Source organism: Mycobacterium sp. NGS56, from assembly GCF_059812425.1.
Genome location: NZ_JCALCQ010000001.1, coordinates 1 through 19,882, shown reverse-complemented (window position 1 = coordinate 19,882; position 19,882 = coordinate 1). Strand labels below are relative to the sequence as shown.

Annotated in this window: 19 protein-coding genes and 2 pseudogenes; 11 read left to right on the top strand and 10 right to left on the bottom strand. The window is 65.9% G+C overall.

Features of this window, described 5'->3' with window-relative positions; all coding sequences use genetic code 11:
• Nucleotides 1–34 precede the first annotated feature (34 nt).
• Complete coding sequence (locus AC5Y4F_RS00105) at nucleotides 35–484, bottom strand: SRPBCC family protein (protein ID WP_197520645.1); 450 nt, start codon at nucleotides 482–484, stop codon at nucleotides 35–37.
• A gap of 398 nt (nucleotides 485–882) precedes the next feature.
• Here AC5Y4F_RS00105 and AC5Y4F_RS00100 point away from each other — a divergent pair, with 398 nt between their 5' ends.
• Entirely contained in the window at nucleotides 883–1,140 is a 258-nt protein-coding gene (locus tag AC5Y4F_RS00100; RefSeq protein WP_067937700.1) for a hypothetical protein, read from the top strand.
• Nucleotides 1,141–1,375: 235 nt separating this feature from the next.
• On the opposite strand, the gene AC5Y4F_RS00095 is transcribed toward AC5Y4F_RS00100, so the two are convergent.
• From AC5Y4F_RS00095 to AC5Y4F_RS00070, 6 genes and pseudogenes are all read right to left on the bottom strand, one after another.
• Complete coding sequence (locus AC5Y4F_RS00095) at nucleotides 1,376–2,848, bottom strand: class I adenylate-forming enzyme family protein (RefSeq protein WP_156750149.1); 1,473 nt, start codon at nucleotides 2,846–2,848, stop codon at nucleotides 1,376–1,378.
• A gap of 20 nt (nucleotides 2,849–2,868) precedes the next feature.
• Entirely contained in the window at nucleotides 2,869–3,804 is a 936-nt protein-coding gene (locus AC5Y4F_RS00090) for an acyl-CoA dehydrogenase family protein (RefSeq protein ID WP_067937695.1), read from the bottom strand.
• Nucleotides 3,801–4,958: an acyl-CoA dehydrogenase family protein gene (locus tag AC5Y4F_RS00085; RefSeq protein WP_197520644.1), complete on the bottom strand. Its 1,158-nt coding sequence runs from the start codon at nucleotides 4,956–4,958 to the stop codon at nucleotides 3,801–3,803. Before AC5Y4F_RS00085 ends, AC5Y4F_RS00090 begins: the two co-directional genes overlap by 4 nt.
• Nucleotides 4,955–5,380 (bottom strand): annotated as a pseudogene (locus tag AC5Y4F_RS00080) (acyl-CoA dehydrogenase family protein); the annotation flags it as partial. The pseudogene AC5Y4F_RS00080 and the gene AC5Y4F_RS00085, both read right to left, overlap by 4 nt.
• A 57-nt stretch (nucleotides 5,381–5,437) precedes the next feature.
• Nucleotides 5,438–6,061: pseudogene (locus tag AC5Y4F_RS00075) on the bottom strand (acyl-CoA dehydrogenase family protein); the annotation flags it as partial.
• Nucleotides 6,058–7,137, bottom strand: a complete 1,080-nt coding sequence (locus AC5Y4F_RS00070; protein WP_067937690.1) for an acyl-CoA dehydrogenase family protein — start codon at nucleotides 7,135–7,137, stop codon at nucleotides 6,058–6,060. The pseudogene AC5Y4F_RS00075 and the gene AC5Y4F_RS00070, both read right to left, overlap by 4 nt.
• Before the next feature lie 70 nt (nucleotides 7,138–7,207).
• On the opposite strand from AC5Y4F_RS00070, the gene AC5Y4F_RS00065 reads away from it, so the two are divergent.
• A complete protein-coding gene (locus AC5Y4F_RS00065; RefSeq protein ID WP_067937688.1) occupies nucleotides 7,208–8,068 on the top strand; it encodes an LLM class flavin-dependent oxidoreductase in 861 nt (286 codons plus the stop codon).
• A 3-nt stretch (nucleotides 8,069–8,071) separates the two neighbouring features.
• Here AC5Y4F_RS00065 and AC5Y4F_RS00060 read toward each other — a convergent pair whose 3' ends face one another.
• Both AC5Y4F_RS00060 and AC5Y4F_RS00055 read right to left on the bottom strand, forming a co-directional pair.
• Complete coding sequence (locus tag AC5Y4F_RS00060) at nucleotides 8,072–8,788, bottom strand: SDR family oxidoreductase (RefSeq protein ID WP_067937686.1); 717 nt, start codon at nucleotides 8,786–8,788, stop codon at nucleotides 8,072–8,074.
• 19 nt (nucleotides 8,789–8,807) lie between these two features.
• On the bottom strand, nucleotides 8,808–9,629 hold the full coding sequence (locus tag AC5Y4F_RS00055; protein WP_067937683.1) for a FadR/GntR family transcriptional regulator: 822 nt from the start codon (nucleotides 9,627–9,629) through the stop codon (nucleotides 8,808–8,810).
• 94 nt (nucleotides 9,630–9,723) lie between these two features.
• Here AC5Y4F_RS00055 and AC5Y4F_RS00050 point away from each other — a divergent pair, with 94 nt between their 5' ends.
• Nucleotides 9,724–12,117: a CaiB/BaiF CoA-transferase family protein gene (locus tag AC5Y4F_RS00050; protein ID WP_067937681.1), complete on the top strand. Its 2,394-nt coding sequence runs from the start codon at nucleotides 9,724–9,726 to the stop codon at nucleotides 12,115–12,117.
• An 18-nt stretch (nucleotides 12,118–12,135) separates the two neighbouring features.
• The gene (locus AC5Y4F_RS00045; RefSeq protein ID WP_067127944.1) at nucleotides 12,136–12,327 is read left to right on the top strand and encodes a ferredoxin; all 192 of its coding nucleotides are present in this window, start codon (nucleotides 12,136–12,138) and stop codon (nucleotides 12,325–12,327) included.
• A 110-nt stretch (nucleotides 12,328–12,437) separates the two neighbouring features.
• On the opposite strand, the gene AC5Y4F_RS00040 is transcribed toward AC5Y4F_RS00045, so the two are convergent.
• Complete coding sequence (locus tag AC5Y4F_RS00040) at nucleotides 12,438–13,736, bottom strand: cytochrome P450 (protein WP_369829728.1); 1,299 nt, start codon at nucleotides 13,734–13,736, stop codon at nucleotides 12,438–12,440.
• A 93-nt stretch (nucleotides 13,737–13,829) separates the two neighbouring features.
• Here AC5Y4F_RS00040 and AC5Y4F_RS00035 point away from each other — a divergent pair, with 93 nt between their 5' ends.
• From AC5Y4F_RS00035 to AC5Y4F_RS00005, 7 genes are all read left to right on the top strand, one after another.
• Nucleotides 13,830–14,939 (top strand): aromatic ring-hydroxylating oxygenase subunit alpha, encoded by a 1,110-nt coding sequence (locus tag AC5Y4F_RS00035; protein WP_067937834.1) that lies wholly within the window; start codon nucleotides 13,830–13,832, stop codon nucleotides 14,937–14,939.
• A 17-nt stretch (nucleotides 14,940–14,956) separates the two neighbouring features.
• On the top strand, nucleotides 14,957–16,543 hold the full coding sequence (locus AC5Y4F_RS00030) for an AMP-binding protein (protein WP_499994414.1): 1,587 nt from the start codon (nucleotides 14,957–14,959) through the stop codon (nucleotides 16,541–16,543).
• Nucleotides 16,544–16,631: 88 nt separating this feature from the next.
• The gene (locus AC5Y4F_RS00025; RefSeq protein ID WP_067937673.1) at nucleotides 16,632–17,057 is read left to right on the top strand and encodes a nuclear transport factor 2 family protein; all 426 of its coding nucleotides are present in this window, start codon (nucleotides 16,632–16,634) and stop codon (nucleotides 17,055–17,057) included.
• A 13-nt stretch (nucleotides 17,058–17,070) separates the two neighbouring features.
• Nucleotides 17,071–17,601, top strand: a complete 531-nt coding sequence (locus tag AC5Y4F_RS00020) for a MaoC family dehydratase (RefSeq protein ID WP_067937670.1) — start codon at nucleotides 17,071–17,073, stop codon at nucleotides 17,599–17,601.
• Entirely contained in the window at nucleotides 17,598–18,059 is a 462-nt protein-coding gene (locus AC5Y4F_RS00015; RefSeq protein ID WP_067937669.1) for a MaoC/PaaZ C-terminal domain-containing protein, read from the top strand. Before AC5Y4F_RS00020 ends, AC5Y4F_RS00015 begins: the two co-directional genes overlap by 4 nt.
• Nucleotides 18,052–18,582 carry a maleylpyruvate isomerase family mycothiol-dependent enzyme gene (locus AC5Y4F_RS00010; RefSeq protein ID WP_067937667.1) on the top strand — a complete coding sequence of 177 codons (531 nt, stop codon included), beginning with the start codon at nucleotides 18,052–18,054 and terminating at the stop codon, nucleotides 18,580–18,582. Before AC5Y4F_RS00015 ends, AC5Y4F_RS00010 begins: the two co-directional genes overlap by 8 nt.
• Before the next feature lie 114 nt (nucleotides 18,583–18,696).
• Nucleotides 18,697–19,882, top strand: a 1,186-nt coding sequence (locus tag AC5Y4F_RS00005) for an HNH endonuclease signature motif containing protein (protein WP_499994413.1), incomplete at its 3' end; no start/stop codon positions are given.

Sequence of the window (19,882 nt, the reverse complement as noted above, 5' to 3'; positions counted from 1 at the left end):
AATTGCCGGATCGGGCCAAGAGCGGCTATTGGATTCAGGTGGAGCGCTCCGCTTCTCGGGCCAGCCCCGCCGCGAGGCGCGTATATGAAGCGGTGATCCTGGCCCGCATCAGATTCTTTGGAAGGCCGGGGATGCGCGGTTGGAAAGTCACGGTCCATATGATGAGCGACCCGCTTGGGCGATCTTCGATGCGGATATCGCCGCGGTAGTCCTTCAGCGGCGTATACCACGGAAACGATGCGACATACGCATGGTGGTGCGGTCGCGTTCCATCGACAACTGTGTCGCGAATCACGCTGTGCCCGATGCGCATTAGTCTGATGCCACCCCGTTCGGTGTCGGGCTCTCCGCGCCGTTCCCATGACGCGGCAGACACATTCGGTAGGAACTGTGGCCAACGCTCGACATTCATCAGCAGGTCATATATTGCTGCGGGTGTTGCGCGAGACTCGTGTTCGACTCGGCAACACAGAGACCCCGTCATGCTGCCGAAACGTATTACAGGGACCATGCTCGATGTGGTGATTCAGACGAATCCGTCGCGTCAGAATGGCGGCGGGTCATCGTCGCCATCGCCGGGTGGAGCGGGGCCTGGTGAAGCGATCGGTGAGGCGGTCGGGCCGCCGAGGCTGGGCTATTTCACCGGTTGGCGCGCACAAGGACGTAGGCCGGGAATCGCCGAGCGTCGCCGTTTGCGTGTGAACGCCGGACCGCCGGGTACCCGCCCACCGGGCAGGCAGCCCGCTTCCGCGGGCGATCTGGCAGCCTTCGGGCCGTTGCCGGATCGAGTCAGCGAATTGGCTAGTACCCGCCCCACCTGCACAAAAGGGATAGCCTGCGAGATGCGGAAGCTTTGTTTCTTCGACGAGGGGCGATCTGAACATGCCTGATAAATGGTTCTCCGACATCGCTGCGCCAGGACACTTAACGCTCGCGGATTTGTGCGACCAGATCGAGCAGAAAATCCACCTCAACGCAGACAACCACAAATTGCCGCAGGAGTTCCCGGACTGGCAGTCGTGTGTGGAAGATCGGGACGCCACCATCTCCAAGTTGAGCGCAGCTGTTGTCAACCTTTGCCAAATGGTCAAGTACTTGGCGTCGGAGCAGCAGCGCGGCGACGCCAGCCAAGCTACGTGAGGCAAGGATATCGGCGCGCTACCGTCCGTCGCGAGCATCACCCAGTTGTCACCAAACTTTGCGAGTGATGCGTCGGCTTTGGTTTACGCGGGTCCAGGGGGCGCCGCGCAGCCTTGGCGCATCGTCAGCCGTCGACGCGCGAACATGGTGTCAAACCGGGCGATCACCTCTGGCTTCGATCCACGGCTCGCGGAATTTACGAACAACAGTCGATTCTGGGCCGCAGCTCCATCACCTAACCGCCCCGGGCCGCGATCATTGCCGAGCGGTTGACCTTGGTGGCCGCGGTGCGGGGGATGGCGTCGACGAACTCGACGGTCTTGGGGGCTTTGTAGTGCGCCAGCCGGCCCTTCGCGTACTCGATGACCTGCTGTTCGGTCAACGGCGTGCCCTGCGCGACTTGAATCACCGCGTGCACCCGGCGCCCCCACTGTTCGTCAGCCAGCCCGATCACCACCACGTCGGCGATGCCCGGATGGCCCGCGAGTGCGGACTCGACCTCCGCCGGAAAGACGTTGGCGCCGCCGGTGACGATCATGTCGACGCGGCGATCGACGATGTAGAGGAAGCCGTCCTCGTCGAGGTGACCGATATCGCCGGCGGAGCGGAAGCCGTCCTCGGTCGACGGCAGCGGTGCCGCACCCCCTAGGTAGCGGGACCCCGCACTCATCGGCGCCCTCAGGTATACGTCGCCGTCCTCGCCGGGACCCAGCGGCTGTTTGTCGGCGCCCAGGATCCGGATCTCGGTGTCGCGGAAACCGCGGCCGACGCTGCCCGGGTGGGTGAGCCACTCGTCGCCGCGCAACGCGGTGAGTCCGAGGTTCTCGGTCATGCCGTAGGCAGACACGATCTGTTCCGGACTCAGGAGTTCGAACCACGTGTGCATCAGCGACGGCGGCATCACCGCGGCGCCCTGCAGGATGAAGACGACGCTGGACAGGTCTCGCTGGCGCACATCCGGCCGGGCCGCAATGCGCGCCAGCATGGTGGGAGTGGCGGTGAAGTTGGTGACCCGAAATCGTTCGATCACATCCAACACCAGTGCGGCGTCGAACTTTTCGAGTATGACCAGGTGGTCGCCGGCAAGCAGAAAGAAAAAAGTGGCAAAGCCGTTGGTGTGGTACATGGGTGCGGGCACCATGATGGTCTGCGGCTGCGCCACCGGCGTCCAGTTCGACAGAAATGGCTCGCCGTGCTGAGGTGTCCATAGCGACGGTGCCAAGCTGAGGATCACTTTCGGTACGCCGGTCGAACCGCTGCTGCAGATGCCGTTGACGTGTGGGGAAACCGCGGTGGGCAGCGGGCTTGTCGACTCGCCGGCCGCGCAAGTCTCCAACTCCCACCGCGTGCTTTCGTCAACCACGACGGCGGGGTCGATCACCTCGCGCACCCGGTCTCGCTCCCATTCGGGCAGATCCCAGTGCATCGGGACGGGGACCGCGCCGATCTTCCAGCACCCCAGGGTCGCCAGCACCAGATGTAGCGAGTTCGGAATGGCCAGTGCGACAAGAGAACCGGTTTGCGCGCCCAGGCCGGCCAGAGCCCGGCCCCACTGGTTGGCGCGGGCATCGAGTTCACCGAACGTCATCGACTCCGCGATGCCGTCGAGCGCGACGATCGTGACGCCTAAATCGTCGCGGCGTCGTTCGGCGAGTTCGTGCAACTTTGTCGCGAATGGGATTCCCTCGTCGAACGGATTGGGCTTCATCGCGGCCGCGGGGGATTCGGTCACGCCGATACCGGCCCGCTGAACAGTGTCTCGAATGAGCCATCCGACACGCAGGGCATCAGGCGCAAGGTGAGTTCCTCGGTGCTCAGCGGCAATCGGATCAGCGGTTGGGTGTGCCGATCGAGCACGCTGACGTCGGACTCGTCACAGAAGCCCAGCGCTCCGAGCAATTGGTGGGACGACCGCATCACCTGTCGTGCCGTGTCGGCGGCCTTGAGCCGAAGGATCAGGGCATCGGCGGAATGGATCTGCGCCGGAAGCGATTCCGGGCGACAAATGGTGTACTTCGCAAGTTCATGCAGGCCGCGGACCGCGACGGCCGCATCGGCCACGGCGAACCTGACGGCCTGAAAGTCCGCGAGCGGCTTGCCGAATTGAATCCGGGTGCGTACATGCTCGGTGACGATCTGCAACGACTGCTGCACCGCTCCCAGAATCCGCCATGATCCCAGCACAAGATGAAGGTTAACGTCGGCGGCCGGCACGGTTCCCTCGGGTGCGCTCAAGGTGGCCGGGACCAAAAACGGTCCCAGCTTGGCGCCGGTCCGCGAGGCCGGCTGAGGCCGGTAACGATTTCCGTCCAGGTCCGCCGCTACCCAGTCACCGTCCAGATCGCCGTGGTCGATGCGCGGGGCGTCCGGATTGACCAGGGCCAGGCGCGCGCCATCGATCGCCAGCAGCTCCTCCACCAACGGGTAGGGGAGCGCGGTGGCGCCGGCGGCCTGACACAGCACCGCCGCGGCCAGTAGGTCATCCGGGGCCGAGCGCACGTCGAGGTCGAAGGCGCCGACGTCGTGCAGGGCGGAGCGCGCCGCGTCCCGGATTCCGTCGTCGGTCTCGGCGCGCAGCGCGGCCGCTGGTCCGCCCAATCGGGTGAGCCGCTTGCGGGCGACGGCGGCGAAGTCGCTGACATCCTGTGGTAGATCGGTCTTCACCTGTGTTCTCCCAACACGTCCCGCGCCACCAGCATCCGCTGCACCTCGATGGTGCCCGATGCGACGGTGGCCGCTTGCGCGTAACGCCAGTGGTCTTCGATGGCCCCGTGCAGTGGCGCGGAGCTTCCGCTGTCCAGCGCCGTCGGGCCCAGCACGTCGAACAGCAGCTCGGCGACGAGTTGGTCGCACGTCGTGGTGATGATGCGCGCGGCACTGGCGGCCGCCCCCGCAGCCGGGTCGTCCTGCAGCGATACCGCGCGATAGGCCAGCAATCGGGCGACCCGTAGGTCGACGAGTGCCCGCACCCATCGGGTGCGGATCGTTTCGGGCAGTCGATCCCAGTCGTCGCCGAGTTGGGCCCGCATCCTTTCGAGCAGCGATTCACAGCGTGCATAGCGTGCGATGCCCACGCGCTCGAAGGCCAGGGCTTCGCGCATCACCCGCCATCCGTCGCCGACCTCGCCGAGCACATCGCCGGGAAACGCCTGCACGTCGTCCAGGAACATCTCGTTCAGGTGGTGCGGTCCCAGCATCGACGGGATCGGTCGGACGGTGAAGCCGGCTCGGTCCATCGGAATCAGAAACAGGGTGAGCCGCTTGTGTTTTGGAGCATCGGGATCGGTGCACGCCGCCAACACGCACCACGATGCCATCAGCGCGTACGACGTCCACACCTTCTGACCGGTGATGCGCCACCCGTCACCGTCGGCAACAGCGCGGGTACGCAACGACACCAAATCGGTTCCGGCCTCCGGCTCGGAAAAGCCCTGGCACCAGATGACATCTCCGGATGCGATAGCCGCCAGGTGTTTGGCCTTCTGTTCGGCCGTCCCGTACCGCATCAGTGCGGGCCCGACCCAGTTGATGCCCATGTACTGTGGACCGCGCGGTTCGTGCTGGGCCCACATCTCCTCACGCAGCACCGTCTGCTGCCAGACCGAACCGCCGCCGCCACCATGCTCTTTCGGCCATGCCAGCGCCAGCAGCCCCTCGGTCGCCAGCAGTTTGCAGAATGTCTCGGTGGTGGCGAGGTCCTGCGGGTTCTCGGTGCAGGCTCCCAGAAAGTCGGCCGGGATGTGATTGGCAACCAGCTCGCGCAGGTGGCTGCGCAGCTGTCCGGCGTCGGCGCCGAGGTCGTAATCCATTGTCGTCATCCCTTCGGCAGCCCGAGCAGCCGCTCGGCGATGATGTTGCGCTGAACTTCCGACGTTCCGCCGTAGATCGTCGCCGCCAACGCGTCCTGGCGCTCGAACAGTAGGTCGGGATCGGTGGCCGAATCGGGACCCGTGGCGGCCGCACTCAGGTCCCAAACACGCTGCAGGGTAAGCGATCCGAGCAGCTTCATAATGTCGGCTTCCGGGCTGGGCCGGCCCGCGAGTTCGTTGCCCAAAGCGCGATATCCGGTGGCACGCAACGCCTCAGCGTCCGCCAGCAGCGAACCGAGTTCTGCATACACGTCCGGACTCGAGTCCACGGTTCCGGCTTCACGCACCGAGTCGAGACCGCGCTTGATCTCGACCCAGTTCATGATCCAGATCATCTGCCGTTCATGGTGCAGCGACGACAGGGCGACCGTCCAGCCACCGTTGAGCGGCCCCAGCAGATTTTCGGCAGGCACCTCGACGTCGTCGAGGAAGACTTCGCAGAACGTCTCGTCGGAGATCGACGCCATCCGGATGGGCTCGATCCTGACCCCGGGCGAATGCAGATCGAGGATCAGGCAGGAGATGCCGCGGTGTTTGGGGGCTTCGGGATCGGTGCGGGCGTATAAGGTGCACCACCGCGACACGTGTGCGTGCGTGGTCCAGATCTTGTGGCCGTTCACCCGGAACACGTCGCCGTCGCGCTCGGCGCGGGTGCGCAGGCCGGCGAAATCCGACCCCGCTTCGGGCTCGGACATACCCAGCGCCCACCACTCGTCACCGCGCAGCAGCGGAACGAGCAGGCGCTCGATCTGGGCGGGCGTGCCGAACTGGCGGATGCCGGGGGCGGCCACCCCGGGGCCCTGGACGTTGGGCAACTTGGGCGCGGACCGCAGCGCCGCCTCGATCCGGACCTCCATGGCGTCGCGCAAACCCAGTGATCGACCGCCGTGCTCGCGGGGCCAGGTCGGCTGCAGCCACCCGGCCTCGAACGAGGCGCGCTGGTAAGCGCGCCGCAACCCGAGATCCCAGCGGTACTGCCGATAGTTCGTGTAGTAGTCATCGGGTAGGAACTCGGCCAGCCAGGCGCTGAATTCCGCTACCACAAAGTTCATGCGGCACCCCCGCAAAATCGCCGGCCCACCTTGTAGTACAGGGAGCGGCTGTCACCCAGCATGGTGGCGCCCTGCCAGGCGTGCCTTACGTAGAGGTGCGCATCGTGTTCCCAGGTCTGACCGACGGCGCCGTGTACCTGCACCGCGGTGCGTGCACAACCGACGGCGGCGTCGTTGGCCGCCGCTTTGGCCAGCGCCGCGGCGGTCCAAACGTCGGCGGGCGGCGTGGCCGGATCGGCGAGCCGGGCCGCCGCCGCGTAGGTAAGGCTGCGGGCGCGTTCGACGCTGACGTAGTTGTCGGCCAGCGCGTGCTTGATTCCCTGGAACGCGCCGATCGGCCGGCCGAACTGGCGTCGTGATTTCGCGTATTCGACCGAGCGGCGCAACGCGGCGCTCGCCACGCCGAGGAGGTCGGCGGCCGAAGCCACCCACGGCGCCGTCAGCGCCACGTCGAGGTCAACCGGTGCAACCGCGATGGGCGCGGCGTCGATCTCGAGGCCGGCCAACGGCTGGGCGGGATCGGTGGATTCGGCCGCCGGCACCACGGTGACCCCGTCACCGCAGCGGGCGACGGCCGCTACGGTCTCACCGTCGTCGGAGCGAGCCAGCGTGACGACGAGCTCCGCGCGCGCCGCGTTGGGGACCGCAACGGCCGTGCCGCGCAGCCGTCCCTGATGCAGTGCCATCGGAGCGCCGGGCAGCCGCGATCCTTGAGCGTGGACGGCCAGGGTGGCCACGACACCACCGGCGATGTCGGTCAGCACCGAGTCAAGCCCACTGTTGCGCAACACACCCGCGGCCAGACCGACGCTGCCCAGCAACGGGATTGGCGCAATGGCGGCGCCGCATTCCTCCAGAACGACGGCCAGCTCGACCGGCCCGTAGTCGCCGGCTCCTTCCTCGGCCGGGGAGGCGAGCTCGGTCCAGCCGAGATCGACGACGGTCTTCCACAGGGCGCGCCAGCGCTCGGGATCGGTGATCGCTTGACGCGCGGCGTCGGGCGGGCACTCCGTACGTAATATGTCGCGTACGGTGTCGCGCAGCGACAGCTGCTCCGAGTTCAGTCCGACATCCATAAGACCTCTAACATAGTAAAGATAATAAACTAGCGATGCCGTCGCAATCGCATGGACGCATAGGTGGCGCATGGCCGAGTGGTATCTGTTCCTGCCGCAGGTGAGGCTGGCGGCGGCCGACATCGCGGACCGGGCACGTCACGCCGAGGCCAGCGGTTTCGGCGGGATCGCCTTCATCGATCACCTCGAGGCCCCCGGTCTGCCCGGCGAAAGCATCTGGGAGGCACTGGGCATTGCCACCTGGGTGGCGGCCAAGACCGAGCGGCTGCGGATCGGTCACCTGGTGCTGTGCGACGCGTTTCGGCATCCGGCCGTGCTCGCCAAACAAGCCGTCACTTTGTCCGAGGCGTCGGAAGGCAGGTTCGAGCTCGGCTTGGGCGCGGGATCATGGCCTGCGGAATTCACGAGATTCGATGTCGGTCAACAGGATCCGCGGGCGAGGGTCGAGCAACTCGGCCGCCACCTGGAACTGATCAGACAGTACTGGGGTGACGGTGACGAGCAAGCCGGCCCAACTCCGCAAGCTCCGCGAAGGTCGTACCCGATACCGCTGATCCTGGGTGGGAGCGGACCCAAGATGATGGAACTTGTTCGCAAATACGCGGATTGGTGGAATCTGCCGGCCAACCAGCTCGACCGGCTGCCGAAGCTCGCCCCAGCCGCGGGAACGGCCCGGATCTCGATTCAGCAGATGGTGGGCTTTGTCCGGTCGGGCAGCGACCCCGACACGGTGCGCCAGGTGAGTGCCCGGCGATTCGGCAATCTCGGGTCCGGACTCGTCTGCGGCGATGCGGACGAGCTGATCGGGCACTTCAGCGGTCTGGCCGCCCAGCGGGTGGAGCGGTTCTACGTCTGGTTCGCTGACTTCGCCGCCCCCGAATCCCTGCACGAGTTCGGCGAATCGGTGATCAAAGCCTTCCCCGCGCCATAGACCTCAGCCCCGTTGCGCGCGGCGCCGGGCTTCGGTGGGGACGACCGGCGGTCGCGCGAAGGGGCCGCGCTCCACGGCCGACAGCCGGATCTCCGGCAGGTCGACCGACGGGTCGACGGTATCCAGCCAGGCGACCGTCTCGGCGACGTCCGGCACTTTGATCGCGTACATCTCGAAGGGGACGTCCTGCAGCATCTCGGTGGCCACCGGTCCGGGCGTGACGATGTGCACGCTGATGCCGTCGCGATCGACTTCCAGGGCCAAGGCTCTTGCGAAGGCATTCATGCCGGCTTTCGAGGCGGAGTAAGCGGTGCGGCCCGGCATCGGCTCGTGTGCCGCCGACGACGAAATAAACACCAGCCGCGAGCCCGCTCCCATTTTCGGCAGCACCGCGGAGGTCACCACGAAGCACGAATCCAGGTTGGCCGACATGATGGCTTGCCACTGCTCGAAGGTCTGTTTGCGCGCATAGGTGCCGCCGAGGGCTCCGGCCGCGTGTACCACGAGGTCGATTGTCTCCAATGTGCTTATCGCGGCGGCGAATCCGTCGGGATCAGACGCGTCGGCCACGACGTGGCGGGCACCGATCTCCGCTGCGGCCGCCCGTAAGGGGGCCTCGCGGCGCGCCGAGAGCACCACGTCATAACCGCGCTGAACCAGCTTAAGCGCGCAACCTTTTCCGATCCCGCCGCTTCCGCCGGTGACTAATGCGGTTCGCATGACCGTTGCAGGCCGTTCGTCAAGAGTGCCGAATATCCCGCGGCCGCGACAACGCCTGCGGGGAGAGCGCATAGATGCGTTGGTCGTGCTGACCGGACAAGACATAGGTCTGGGTGTCGGCCAGATGGCGACCGGCGATGCGGCGGGCCCGGTCGACGTTGCCCTCGGCGATCGTCTCGGTCAGCTTGACGTGCGTGTTGAGCACCGCGCGGCGCTGGGTGAGCGACGGGTAGGTGCCACGCGACGCACTCTCGTCGGCCCACTGCCGTTCGTGACTGCTCCACAGTGTCTCCAGGCTTCCGACGACCGCGATGATCGTGTGATTCCCGCAGCCCCGAACGACGTGGTCATGGAATTCGCGCCCGATCTCGGTGAAAAGCCGTCCATCGTCCAGGTTTTCGGCCATAGACTCGTTGATCCTTGTGAGTTCGGGCACCAGGGTGTCCGCCCGGTCCGGCCGGCGGGCGGCCAGGGCGGCGCAGGCCGGCTCGAGTTCCTGCAAGGCCATGCCGAGGTCGGCGACCTCGACGGACTCGCTTTGCAGCAACAGGCCGAGCATGTAGGCGGCGCTGGTCTTCGCCGGGGCGTGGACGACGGCCCCACCACGGTTGCCGCGCCGCACCGAGACCAGGCCTTCGGTTTCCAGGATCCGCAGGGCTTCGCGCAGCGATACCAAGCTCACGTTGAACTGCTCGACGAGCACCTCTTGGCGCGGTAAGAGATCACCGTCGGCGAGCTCGCCGTCGATGATCTGACGGCGCAACTCATCGGCTACGATTTCGGCGATCCGCGGCGCCGACAACCGGCGCCGGGCGTCGGGGCCAATTCCCAAGGCGGTCATCCGATCCTCGAAACACATGCAACTCGCTGGCTTAGCTATTTTAGCAGTAATGATATAAATAGCTTCTCTGGTCGCTCGTCGATCGGAAGGGCGGATGCACTTGAGCGAGCGCTCCGAAAGCCGACCGACACCGCTACACGATTTGCGTGTCGTCGAGATCAGTGACCGCATAGCGGGCAGCTATTGCGGCAAGCTGCTGCGCGATGCCGGCGCGCGGGTACACAAAATCGAACCGCCGCAAGGGGATTGGTTACGCCGGTATTCCGCCAGTGGTTCCCCCATCGCCGAAGAACACAGCGCACCGTTTTTCAGTTACCTCAACGCGGGCAAGCGCAGCATGACTTTCGCCGCAGGCTCGCAGCGCCACCGCGACGAATTGGCCGGCGCCGATGTCGTCGTCGTGACCGCCGGGCGGGCGCGCGCCGCGGCGCTGGGCGTCGACCCGCAACAACTGTTGGAACACTCGCCGCGCGCGATCGTCGTCACCATCTCCGACTTCGGCTGGACCGGACCCTACGCGGACCGGGCCGCCACCGAGTTCACCCTGCAGGCTTGGGCGGGGTCGCCCGGCTTCCGCGGCGATCCCGCCGGGCCGCCGATCTCCATCGGCGGCGACCTCGGCGAGTACATGGGTGGTGTGTTCGCCGCGTTCGGCGTACTGGCGCTGCGCCGCCGTGTCGAGCAGGGCGGGCCCGGCGAACACCTGGACCTGTCCATGCTGGAAGCCATCACCACCATGCAGAGCAGCGAATGGCTGCATTCACAGTTGCTGCGCGTCCCGCCGATCCGCCGCACCACCGAGGTGCCGTCGGTCGAACCCGCCAAGGACGGGTACGTCGGGATCACCATGGTCACCGGTCAGCAGTGGCTCGACTTCGCCGCGATGGTCGAATGTCCGCAGTTAGAGGAGATTGAACAGCTGCGTTTTCAGATCGGCCGGTGGCAATACCGCGACCTGATCCGCGAGCAGATCCGCCCGTGGCTGGCCGAACGGACCGTCGCCGAAATCGTCGAACTCGGACAGCTGTTCCGGCTGCCGATCGCCGCGCTGGGCAACGGCTCCACCATTCGGGACCTGGAATATGTGCGCGAGCGCGGGGTCTTCACCCGCAATCCCACCGGGTTCGATCAGCCCCGGCCACCCTGGCTGATGTCGGTCTGTGCGCCCGCACCCGTCGGCGACACGCCCGTTCTCGGTGAGGCCGACGGCGAATCCCCGTGGCGCCGTGCGGAACCCGATGTCGAACCGGCAGCGGACGGGTTACCGCTGGCCGGTGTTCGCATCGTTGACCTCACCGCGTTCTGGGCCGGCCCCGCCGCAACCCACCTGCTGGCCGCGTACGGCGCTGACGTCGTCAAGATCGAGTCGATCCAGCGTCCCGACGGGATCCGATACTCGGGCGGAATGCGCACCGACGTGGACGACTGGTGGGAGTACGGCTGGGTGTTCCACGCGATGAACACCAATAAGCGTTCGGTGACACTGGATTTGGGATCCGAGCAGGGACGCCGCCTGTTCATCGAGTTGGTCGCCGGCGCCGACGTCGTGATCGAGAACTTCTCGCCGCGGGTGATGGAGCAATTCGGGCTCACCGAGGACGTGCTGCGCAAGGTCAACCCGAAACTGGTGTTCGCCCGGATGCCCGCCTTCGGCGTTGAGGGGCCGTGGCGAGAGCGCGTCGGGTTCGCCCCCACCATGGAACAGATCGCAGGACTGGCCTGGGTGACCGGCCTGCCGGAGGCGCCGCCGGTGACCCCGCGTGGCGCCTGCGACCCGCTGGCCGGCGTGCACGCCGCGTTCGCCGTGCTGGCCGCGCTGAGCTTCGCCGAACGCACCGGGACGGGTCAACTGGTCGAGTTGCCGATGCTCGAAACCGTGCTCAACGCGACCGCTATCCAGGCGATCGAGTACGAGGTTTTCGGTAAGACGCTGAGCCGTCGCGGCAACCGCGGTCACAGCGCCGCCATCCAGAACATCTACCGGTGCGCCGGATCGGACGACTGGATCGCGGTCACCGTGCGCGACGACGCGCAGTGGCGGGCAGTGGTGGACCTGATGGGGCGACCAGCATGGTGTGACGACGAGGAGCTGTCCACGGTGGCAGGGCGCTTGGAACGAGCCGACGACATCGATGCCAGGCTGGCGGATTGGTTCGCCGGGCAGCCTCTTGTCCCGACGGTGGAGCGGTTGGCGGGTGCGAATGTTCCCGCGGCTCCCGTCGTGTCACCGTCGCTGGTCACTGACAACCCGCAACTGCGCGAGCGCGGCTTTTTCGAGGCGCTGCATCACGCGAGTACCGGCCTGGGCCTGTATCCGTGCCCGCCGTTCGCTCGGCTCGCCGGCCAGGACAAGTGGCTGCTGCGGCCGCCACCGAAGCTGGGCGAGCACAATGAGGAGATACTGCGCGACCGGTGCGGGCTGACCGACGAAGAATTGACACGCCTCGCGACCGGCGGGGTGATCGGGACCCGACCCAAGGGCCTCTAGAGAAGTGGAGGGTAATCGATGCGTGTAACGGTCGACGAGAACTTGTGCGAAGCCAACGGCTTCTGTGAATCGCTTGCGCCGGAGGTATTCGAGCTGGGCGACGCCGACGTGGTGCAGATCGCGGACGGCCCAGTGCCGCCGCGTCTGGAAATCGATGTGCGCGCCGCGGTGGACCAATGTCCCAAGGCCGCATTGCGGTTGCAGGATTGAATACTGCCGGGGCGCCGCTTGCTTGCGCACCACTAGGTGAGTTTTACGCGCGCTAGCTCCGGCGCTAGCGCGCACGCGAGCCACGTATTTGTTCGTTTCATGCCGCGGCCTCAGCGCCGTTCGGTCAGCTTTATGGCCATCTCGTCGTAGATCGACATATTGGTGGCCAGGTTCGGATGCGCCACCTTCGCCGGACCGATTTCGATGTCGTCGCAGCGCAGCAACAGTTCGTCGAGCACCGCACGGAGTTCCGCCCTGGCCAGCATCGCGCCCAGGCAGTGGTGCGGCCCGCCGCCGCCGAATGCCACGTGCGGGTTGGGCTGTCGGCCGATGTCGAAGGTGAACGGGGACTCGAAGACCTCCTCGTCGCGGTTGGCCGAACGAAGGGTCGACACCACGCGTTCGCCCTTGGCGATGTGCTGACCGTCCATCTCGACGTCAACCTTTGCGGTGCGCGTCCAGTACGCCACCGGTGACGCCCAGCGCAACACCTCCTCGACCGCGCCGGCCCGCAGATCCTCCCGCTCCCGATACCGCCGCATCTGCTCGGGATTGGCGACGAACGCCTGCAACCCGATGGCCAGTGCGTTCTTGGTGGTGTCGCTGCCGGCAAACGCCAGCACGAAGAAGAAGAACTCGAGTTCGTTTTCGGGCAGGCTGAACTGCTCGCCGTCGTCGCCGGTGATCACCGCGGACGCCAGCGTGCTCCAGATGTCGTCTGTGGGATTGCGCCGTTTTTCGGCGGTGAGCTCCATCGCGTATTCGAAGACCGAGCCAAAGAGCTCGAGTTCCACCTGCCCGCTCGGTTGCGCCTCGGGCGCGAGCGCCTTGAGGATGCGGTCGAAGATGTCGAATATTCGGGGCCGGTCCTCCTCCGGGACGCCGATGATGTCGCCGATGACCGACATCGGTAACGCATCGGCGACGTCCTCGATCCAGTCTCCACCGCCGTGCGCGAGCAGGCCGTCGATCATCCGCGCCGCACGCGCCCGGATACCGTTCTCCAGCTTGGCGATCGCACGAGGGTTGAAGGCGTTGGAGATCAATTTGCGGCGCTTGTTCAGCTCCGGCGGGTCCAACGTGATGATGGTCGGGAACGACGAGAACATGGCGACCGGCTGAATGAGCGGGCCGTCGGCGGCGGTGAACGACTCGGCGTCGCGGTGCAGGCGAACCGCATGCCGGTGTTTGGTGGCGACCCAGAATTGACGCTGGACCGTGTCGGCGACACCCGGTGTCAGGTCGTGCCGAAAGAGCGGCCTGGTGCGCCGCAGCTCGGCGAATAGCTCGTCGGGAAAACCGTTACGCCACAACGTGAAATCGGAAAGGTCCACCGCAGCGGCCGTCATGCGAACCCCCATTGGCTCAGGCGACACGCGACGACCGGCCGGCGCCGCGTTGACGTTCAATGTCTAAAATAGTAAAAATAGACTTTAGTCGTCGAAACGCGGTGAGGTAAGAGCGGCCCAAATGCGCCCGGCCGCGTGGGAAACGGAGTTCTCGTGGCGAATACGATTCCAGAATCTGATCCGTCAGAACGCGAGTTCGGTCAGGCCGGCATCGCGCTGTCGACGTACCGCTTCCCGACGGGCTGGTTCATCGTCGCCTTCGGCACCGACCTGGCTCCCGGCCAGGTCAGGCGCGCGCACTACTTCGGTGAGGAGTTAGTGCTGTTCCGCACCGAGTCGGGCCAGGTCCACGTGATGGATGCCTACTGCCAGCACCTCGGCGCGAACCTCGGGGTCGGCGGCAGCGTGGAAGGCGAAAACATCGTTTGCCCATGGCACGGCTGGCAGTGGCGCGGCGATGGCACCAACGCGCTGATTCCCTACAGCAAGATCGGCTGCAAGAACAACGTCCGCATCCGGACTTATCCGAGCATGGAGTGGTACGGCTTCATCCTGGCCTGGCACGAGCGGCACGGCCGGGCGCCGTACTGGCAGCCGCCGGTGCTGCCGGAACTGGAAACCAACGAGTACTACCCGCTGCACCCGCACACCCAGATGCTCAACCGGGTCAAGGTGCATCCGCAGATGATCATCGAGAATGCGGCCGACCCCTACCACGTTCAGTACGTGCACAAGGCCGCGAATCCGGCCACCACGGCGTCGTTCGAGGTGTCCGGCTATCACCTGCATGCCACCGTCAACGCCCACTTCGGTGGTGGACGCGCGCAGACGTGGCTGACCCCGAACGGTCCGGTCGACGCCAAGATCATCTACGACAATTACTCGTTGGGCCTGGGCGTGGTGCGCTTTCCCAGCGAACTGGTGGCCACCGTGCAGGTCACCGGCCAGACGCCGGTCGACGAGGATTACACCGACTACTTCTACACCCAGGCGTCCGTGCGTGAACCCGGCGACGGTGGGGACGTGCCCACGGGGCGGGCCGCGCGGTTCCTTGCCCTGCAACAAGAGGTCATCAAGCAAGACTTTTTCACCTGGGAGAACATGAAGTACCTGGAGAAGCCGAATCTGGCTCCCGAAGAGGCACACGACTACGCGGCCCTGCGCCGCTGGGCGCACCGGTTCTACCCCGGTGCAAAGCCGTCACCCTCCGACTTCGGTTATAGCGCCAACGGCGAGCCCGACCCCGCGGCCGCCAAAGCTTGATCAGAGCCGAACTTCTGATGTGCGCTGACCGCAGCGGGCCCGCGCAGCCCTCCGATTTCGGCGTCGATCGTTTCACCGTGCCGGCCGTGCTCGATCGCCGCGCGCAGCAGTACCCCGATCGGGTGATGATGTCGATCGCCGGTGTGGACGTCACCTTTGAGCAGATGCGCCAGCGGTCCTGCGCGGCGGCAAATCTGTTGACGGACTTGGGTGTCGGGAGAGGTGACCGCATCGCGTTGTTCACCGGCACGTGCCCGGAGTGGGTCTACTTCTGGTTAGGCGCTGCGCGGATCGGGGCGGTGAGCGCGGCGGTAAATGCCGCGAACAAGGGCGACTTCCTGCTGCACGCGCTGCGGCTATCACAGGCCAAGGTGGTGTTGACCGACCTCGAACGCCGCCCGCGCGCCGTCGAGGTCGCCGACGCGGTGGAGACCCTGACAAGCATTGTGGTGCGGGATGCTTCACTGACGGCGATGCTGAGTCGGGCGACCGACGATGCACGCGCCGACAGCCCCGCCCAGCCGGAGGAAATCGGTTGTTTGTTCTACACGTCGGGCACCACCGGACCTTCCAAAGCGGTTGCCACAACCTGGCAATACCTGTTTTCGGTGGCCGCAACCGTCGCGTCGGCCTGGGAATTTCGCGCGGGCGAGGTGCTGTGGACGGCGATGCCGCTATTCCACCTCAGCGCGGCGCCCAGCATATTGGCGCCCATGCTGGTAGGCGCGACGACGGTGCTGGCCGGGGCTTTTCACCCGGGCGAGGTTTGGGACGACATACGCGACCACGGCGCCATCGGATTCGCCGGCGCCGGGGCGATGGTTTCGATGCTGCAGACTCTTCCCGCGGATCCCGGCGACGCACGGCTGCCCCTGCGGTTCATCTCCGCCGCGCCGATCGACGCGAACTCTTACCGGGACATCGAAAAGCGTTACGGCTGCCGCATCGTCACGATGTACGGGCTCACCGAGGCGTTTCCGATCGCGGTCAAGGCCCTTGCCGACACCGGGGTCCCCGGAACCTCGGGACAGCCCAATCCCGATTTCGATGTGCGGATCCTCGACGAGCAAGGAAATTCGTTGCCCACCGACACCGTGGGTGAGATCGCCTGTCGGCCACGGTATCCCCACGTGATGAGCGAAGGTTACGTCGACGCGGATTCGCGGATAAAGCCGCATCCGGAATGGTTTCGCACCGGCGATCTCGGGCGGCTCGATTGCGATCGGAATCTGACATATGTCGACCGAATCAAGGACGCGCTGCGCCGCCGGGGCGAAAACATCTCTTCGGTCGAAGTGGAGAGCGTTGTCATGCGGCATCCCGCGGTGGCGGAGGCCGCCGCCGTCGGCGTACCCAGCGAGTTGGGAGAGGATGACGTCCTGGTCGTCATCACGTTACGACCCGATGCCACAGTGGATTTCGCGGAGTTGCTCGACTTCTGCGCGGCGCGCATGCCCTACTTCTGCGTGCCGCGATTTGTGGAGATCGTCAGCGAGCTCCCAAAGAATGTGATTGGCCGGATACGTAAAGACTTGTTGCGCGAAAGGGGCGTCAATCCGGGAGCGTGGGATCGTGAGAGCAGGGGGTATATCGTTAGCCGTTAGGTTAGATGTCAGCTAATAGTCGGTAAGTTGCCTTAATGTTTCCGTCAGCCCAGCGTTGGCAGTCATTTCCGAGAGAGGCTGGAAAGCGATGACCATGTCCTATCAGGAACAGCAAATGCTCCATGGCGCCACCGGACGCGCTGACATCCTCGATCTGAATGCCCGGCACAATCGGGCTTTTTCGGACGGCGACCGCGACGGCTGGATCGCCACCTTCCGCCATACCGGCGCCAGCTACACCCGTGACGGTGAGTTGTTCAGTGACCTGCGCTCGGCCTTCGACGGTGGTGATGGCCAGCGACTGGTCACCGTCGATCACGAGATCAGCGTCGACGGTATCAATGCGACGCAGCATTGTGTCGCCGTGCTTTTCGCCGCCATGTATGGCGACACCGTGCTGCGGGCCACCGGGGTATTTCATGACTTGTTGATCTACGAACGGGGCGGCTGGTATTACACTTCCCGCACGTTGCAATGGGATTCGGCCCCGAGTCGACACCCCCTCGTCATGTGAGCGGCACCCTTACGTGGATCAGGATATCGGTCAGCGACTGGCCTTCGGCACGTACGACGATGCGCTGCGGATGGTCGGAACGAAAGGCGAACCCCGCACCGCCGCCACCGCCGTCAGCGCGGCACGCATTCAGCTGTTCGCCGCGATGGTCCGCGACCCCAACCGCTCGTATTGGGATCCCGATTTCGCCCGGCTGCACTGGGGCGGGTTGCTGGCCCCGCCGGCGCTGTTGATGGGCTGGCTGATTGCACCGCCATGGACGCCAGGAGGTAGGAAGGCGGCTTCGCTGATCGCCCTGCGGGTGCCGCTGCCCGGAACCACATTCATCAACGCGGCCAACGAAGTTGAGTTTCCCCATCCCATCGTCGAAGGCGACGTGCTGACCGTCGTCGACGAGCTGGTTTCGGTGTCGCCCGAAAAGCGGACACGGCTGGGCATCGGCCATTTCGTCGAGACACTGGAGACGTACCGCCGCCAGGACGGGACCGTGGTGGCCACCTGCCGCAACACCTTGTTCCGGTTCACTCCCGGAGCGTCCCCATGAGCGGCGACGGCCTGGACTGGCATCACATCACCGTTCCCGTCGACCTGCCCGAGCAGATCGACCACATCAGCTACCAACGGGTGGTGGAGAATGCCGGAGCGACGTGGGACTATTTTCCCGGCCATTTCGATCCGGAATACGCTCAAGCTCAGGGCAACCCGACGATCTACGTGAACACGATGCACCTGGCCGGATTCGCCGACCGCGTCGCGATGGACTGGGCGGGCCCGCGCTCCCGGGTGGTGCGACGGTCCATGCGGCTCGCAGGGTCCGTGTATGCCGGCGACACGATGATCGGCCGAGGCCGTGCCCTCGCGAAGCGGCGAGACGACTCGGTGGACCCGCCGCGCTGCCTGGTCGACATCGAAATCCAGGTGACCAATCAGCATGGTGCGCTCTGCTGTCCGGTCGAGTTGACCTTGCAGGTGCCCGAATCCCCACGCGACGGCGATGGATGAAGTCGGCGAATTTCACTTGACGGTGTGCCTCCGCTTCGGTGCGGCGGTCGCCGCAGCGAACGGCAAGTGGGATCGTCCATCGCCGTGTGATGCATGGGACGCCCGCGGTGTGCTCGAGCACGTGATCGGGTTCCATGACGTTCTTCTATTGCGTCCCTTGGGATTGAAGCCCGACCGGCCACGCGACGATCCTGGGGTGCGATGGCAACTCACCTACGACTCGTTGACGGAGGCTCTCGGATCCGGCGGAGCCACACAGCTAGATCAGTACCGGTTGATGCCGAACCTGACGCGTGATGTCCTGGTGCATACCTGGGACCTCGCCCGCGCGGTGGGCGCCGACGATCGATTGGACCCCGCTTGGTGTGAAGCGCTTTCCGCCGGCCTTCCCTCGGACCCCCAGGCCCTGGCCGCGCCCGGGATGTTCGGTGCGCCCGTCCCGGTCGGTGACGAGACCGATGCGCAGGCAAGGCTTCTGGCGTGGCTTGGCCGCGACCCGTCGTGGAGACCGGAATCCTTATAGCGGTGGCAGCCGACCCTTGCATATCAGCGTCTGAAGCTCGATCTGCGCACAGCACGTATGGGCCCGGGATCGAGGGAGGCCGGTTTTGTCGGTGGTGGCTGCGATGATGTGGTCATGTCGTTGACCGCATCCGCTGGCGCCGTGGGGGTGACCGCGAGCGAGCGTCTTGAGGTGTTGTTCGGGGAGTTGGCGGAGTTGTGCGGTCAGCGCAACGCGATTGATGGGCGCATCGTGGAGATCGTGGCCGAGATTGATCGCGACGAGCTCGGTGGTGTTACCGGTGCGCGGTCGGTGCCGGCGTTGGTGGCCCCGAAGACGGGTTGCTCGCCGGCCAATGCCCACACGATCAGCACGATCGCGCGCCGGGTGCAGGAGTTTCCCCGCTGCGCCCAAGGTATGCGGGAGGGTCGGCTGTCGCTGGATCAGGTCGGGGTGATCGCGGCGCGTGCCGGTCAGGGTTCTGATGCGCACTACGCGCAGCTGGCCAGCGTCGCGACGGTTACCCAGCTGCGCAGCGCGGTCAGGCTGGAACCGCGACCCGACCCCGAACCGCGGCCCGAGGGGCTTGAACCGCAGGCCTCGATCACCAAGTCCTCCGACGACGAGGGCAGCTGTTGGCGGATCAGACTTCCGCAACCCGATGCCGCGAAGTTCGAGGCGGCGTTGGCCTCTCATCGTGATGCGCTGATCGCCGAGTTCACGCGCGAGCACGGCGACGGCGACCGCGCTTGGGGTCAGCGGCCGCCGTTGCCGGGCACCGTCGAGGCGTTCATGCGCTTGGTGGAGGCCGGGTGGGACGCCGAGGCGACCCGCCGCCCGCACGGGCAGCACACCACGGTGGTGGTGCACCTCGACGTGCAGCAGCGCGCCGCGGCCCTGCATCTGGGTGCGCTGCTGTCCGACGCCGAACGCCGCTACCTGAGCTGTGATGCCACCTGTGAAGTGTGGTTCGAACGCCACGGCGAGGTCATCGGCGCCGGGCGGGCGACCCGGCTGATCAACCGGCGGCTGCGCCGCGCACTCGAGTATCGCGACCGCAGCTGTGTGGTGCCCGGCTGTGGTGCCACCCGCGGTCTGCACGCCCATCACCTGCGGCATTGGGAAGACGGCGGCCCCACGGAATTAGCCAACCTGGTGCTGCTATGCCCCTATCACCACCGGGCACACCATCGAGGCGTCCTGACCATCACCGGATACCCCGGCGCGCTCACCGTCACCGATGACACCGGCCGAGCACTGAGCCCGGGATCGCTGGCACGCCCACCCACTCAACCCCCACCCACGGTGGCGCCCTACCCCG

Bases quoted from the DNA above. Each gene is read 5' to 3' on its own strand.
- AC5Y4F_RS00025 (WP_067937673.1), top strand. From the start codon at position 16,632: ATGACCATGTCCTATCAGGAACAGCAAATGCTCCATGGCGCCACCGGA.
- AC5Y4F_RS00095 (WP_156750149.1), bottom strand. From the start codon at position 2,848: ATGAAGCCCAATCCGTTCGACGAGGGAATCCCATTCGCGACAAAGTTG.
- AC5Y4F_RS00050 (WP_067937681.1), top strand. From the start codon at position 9,724: ATGCACTTGAGCGAGCGCTCCGAAAGCCGACCGACACCGCTACACGAT.
- AC5Y4F_RS00070 (WP_067937690.1), bottom strand. From the start codon at position 7,137: ATGGATGTCGGACTGAACTCGGAGCAGCTGTCGCTGCGCGACACCGTA.
- AC5Y4F_RS00045 (WP_067127944.1), top strand. From the start codon at position 12,136: ATGCGTGTAACGGTCGACGAGAACTTGTGCGAAGCCAACGGCTTCTGT.
- AC5Y4F_RS00105 (WP_197520645.1), bottom strand. From the start codon at position 484: ATGACGGGGTCTCTGTGTTGCCGAGTCGAACACGAGTCTCGCGCAACA.
- AC5Y4F_RS00085 (WP_197520644.1), bottom strand. From the start codon at position 4,958: ATGACGACAATGGATTACGACCTCGGCGCCGACGCCGGACAGCTGCGC.
- AC5Y4F_RS00030 (WP_499994414.1), top strand. From the start codon at position 14,957: ATGTGCGCTGACCGCAGCGGGCCCGCGCAGCCCTCCGATTTCGGCGTC.
- AC5Y4F_RS00010 (WP_067937667.1), top strand. From the start codon at position 18,052: ATGGATGAAGTCGGCGAATTTCACTTGACGGTGTGCCTCCGCTTCGGT.
- AC5Y4F_RS00065 (WP_067937688.1), top strand. From the start codon at position 7,208: ATGGCCGAGTGGTATCTGTTCCTGCCGCAGGTGAGGCTGGCGGCGGCC.
- AC5Y4F_RS00060 (WP_067937686.1), bottom strand. From the start codon at position 8,788: ATGCGAACCGCATTAGTCACCGGCGGAAGCGGCGGGATCGGAAAAGGT.
- AC5Y4F_RS00015 (WP_067937669.1), top strand. From the start codon at position 17,598: ATGAGCGGCGACGGCCTGGACTGGCATCACATCACCGTTCCCGTCGAC.
- AC5Y4F_RS00100 (WP_067937700.1), top strand. From the start codon at position 883: ATGCCTGATAAATGGTTCTCCGACATCGCTGCGCCAGGACACTTAACG.
- AC5Y4F_RS00055 (WP_067937683.1), bottom strand. From the start codon at position 9,629: ATGACCGCCTTGGGAATTGGCCCCGACGCCCGGCGCCGGTTGTCGGCG.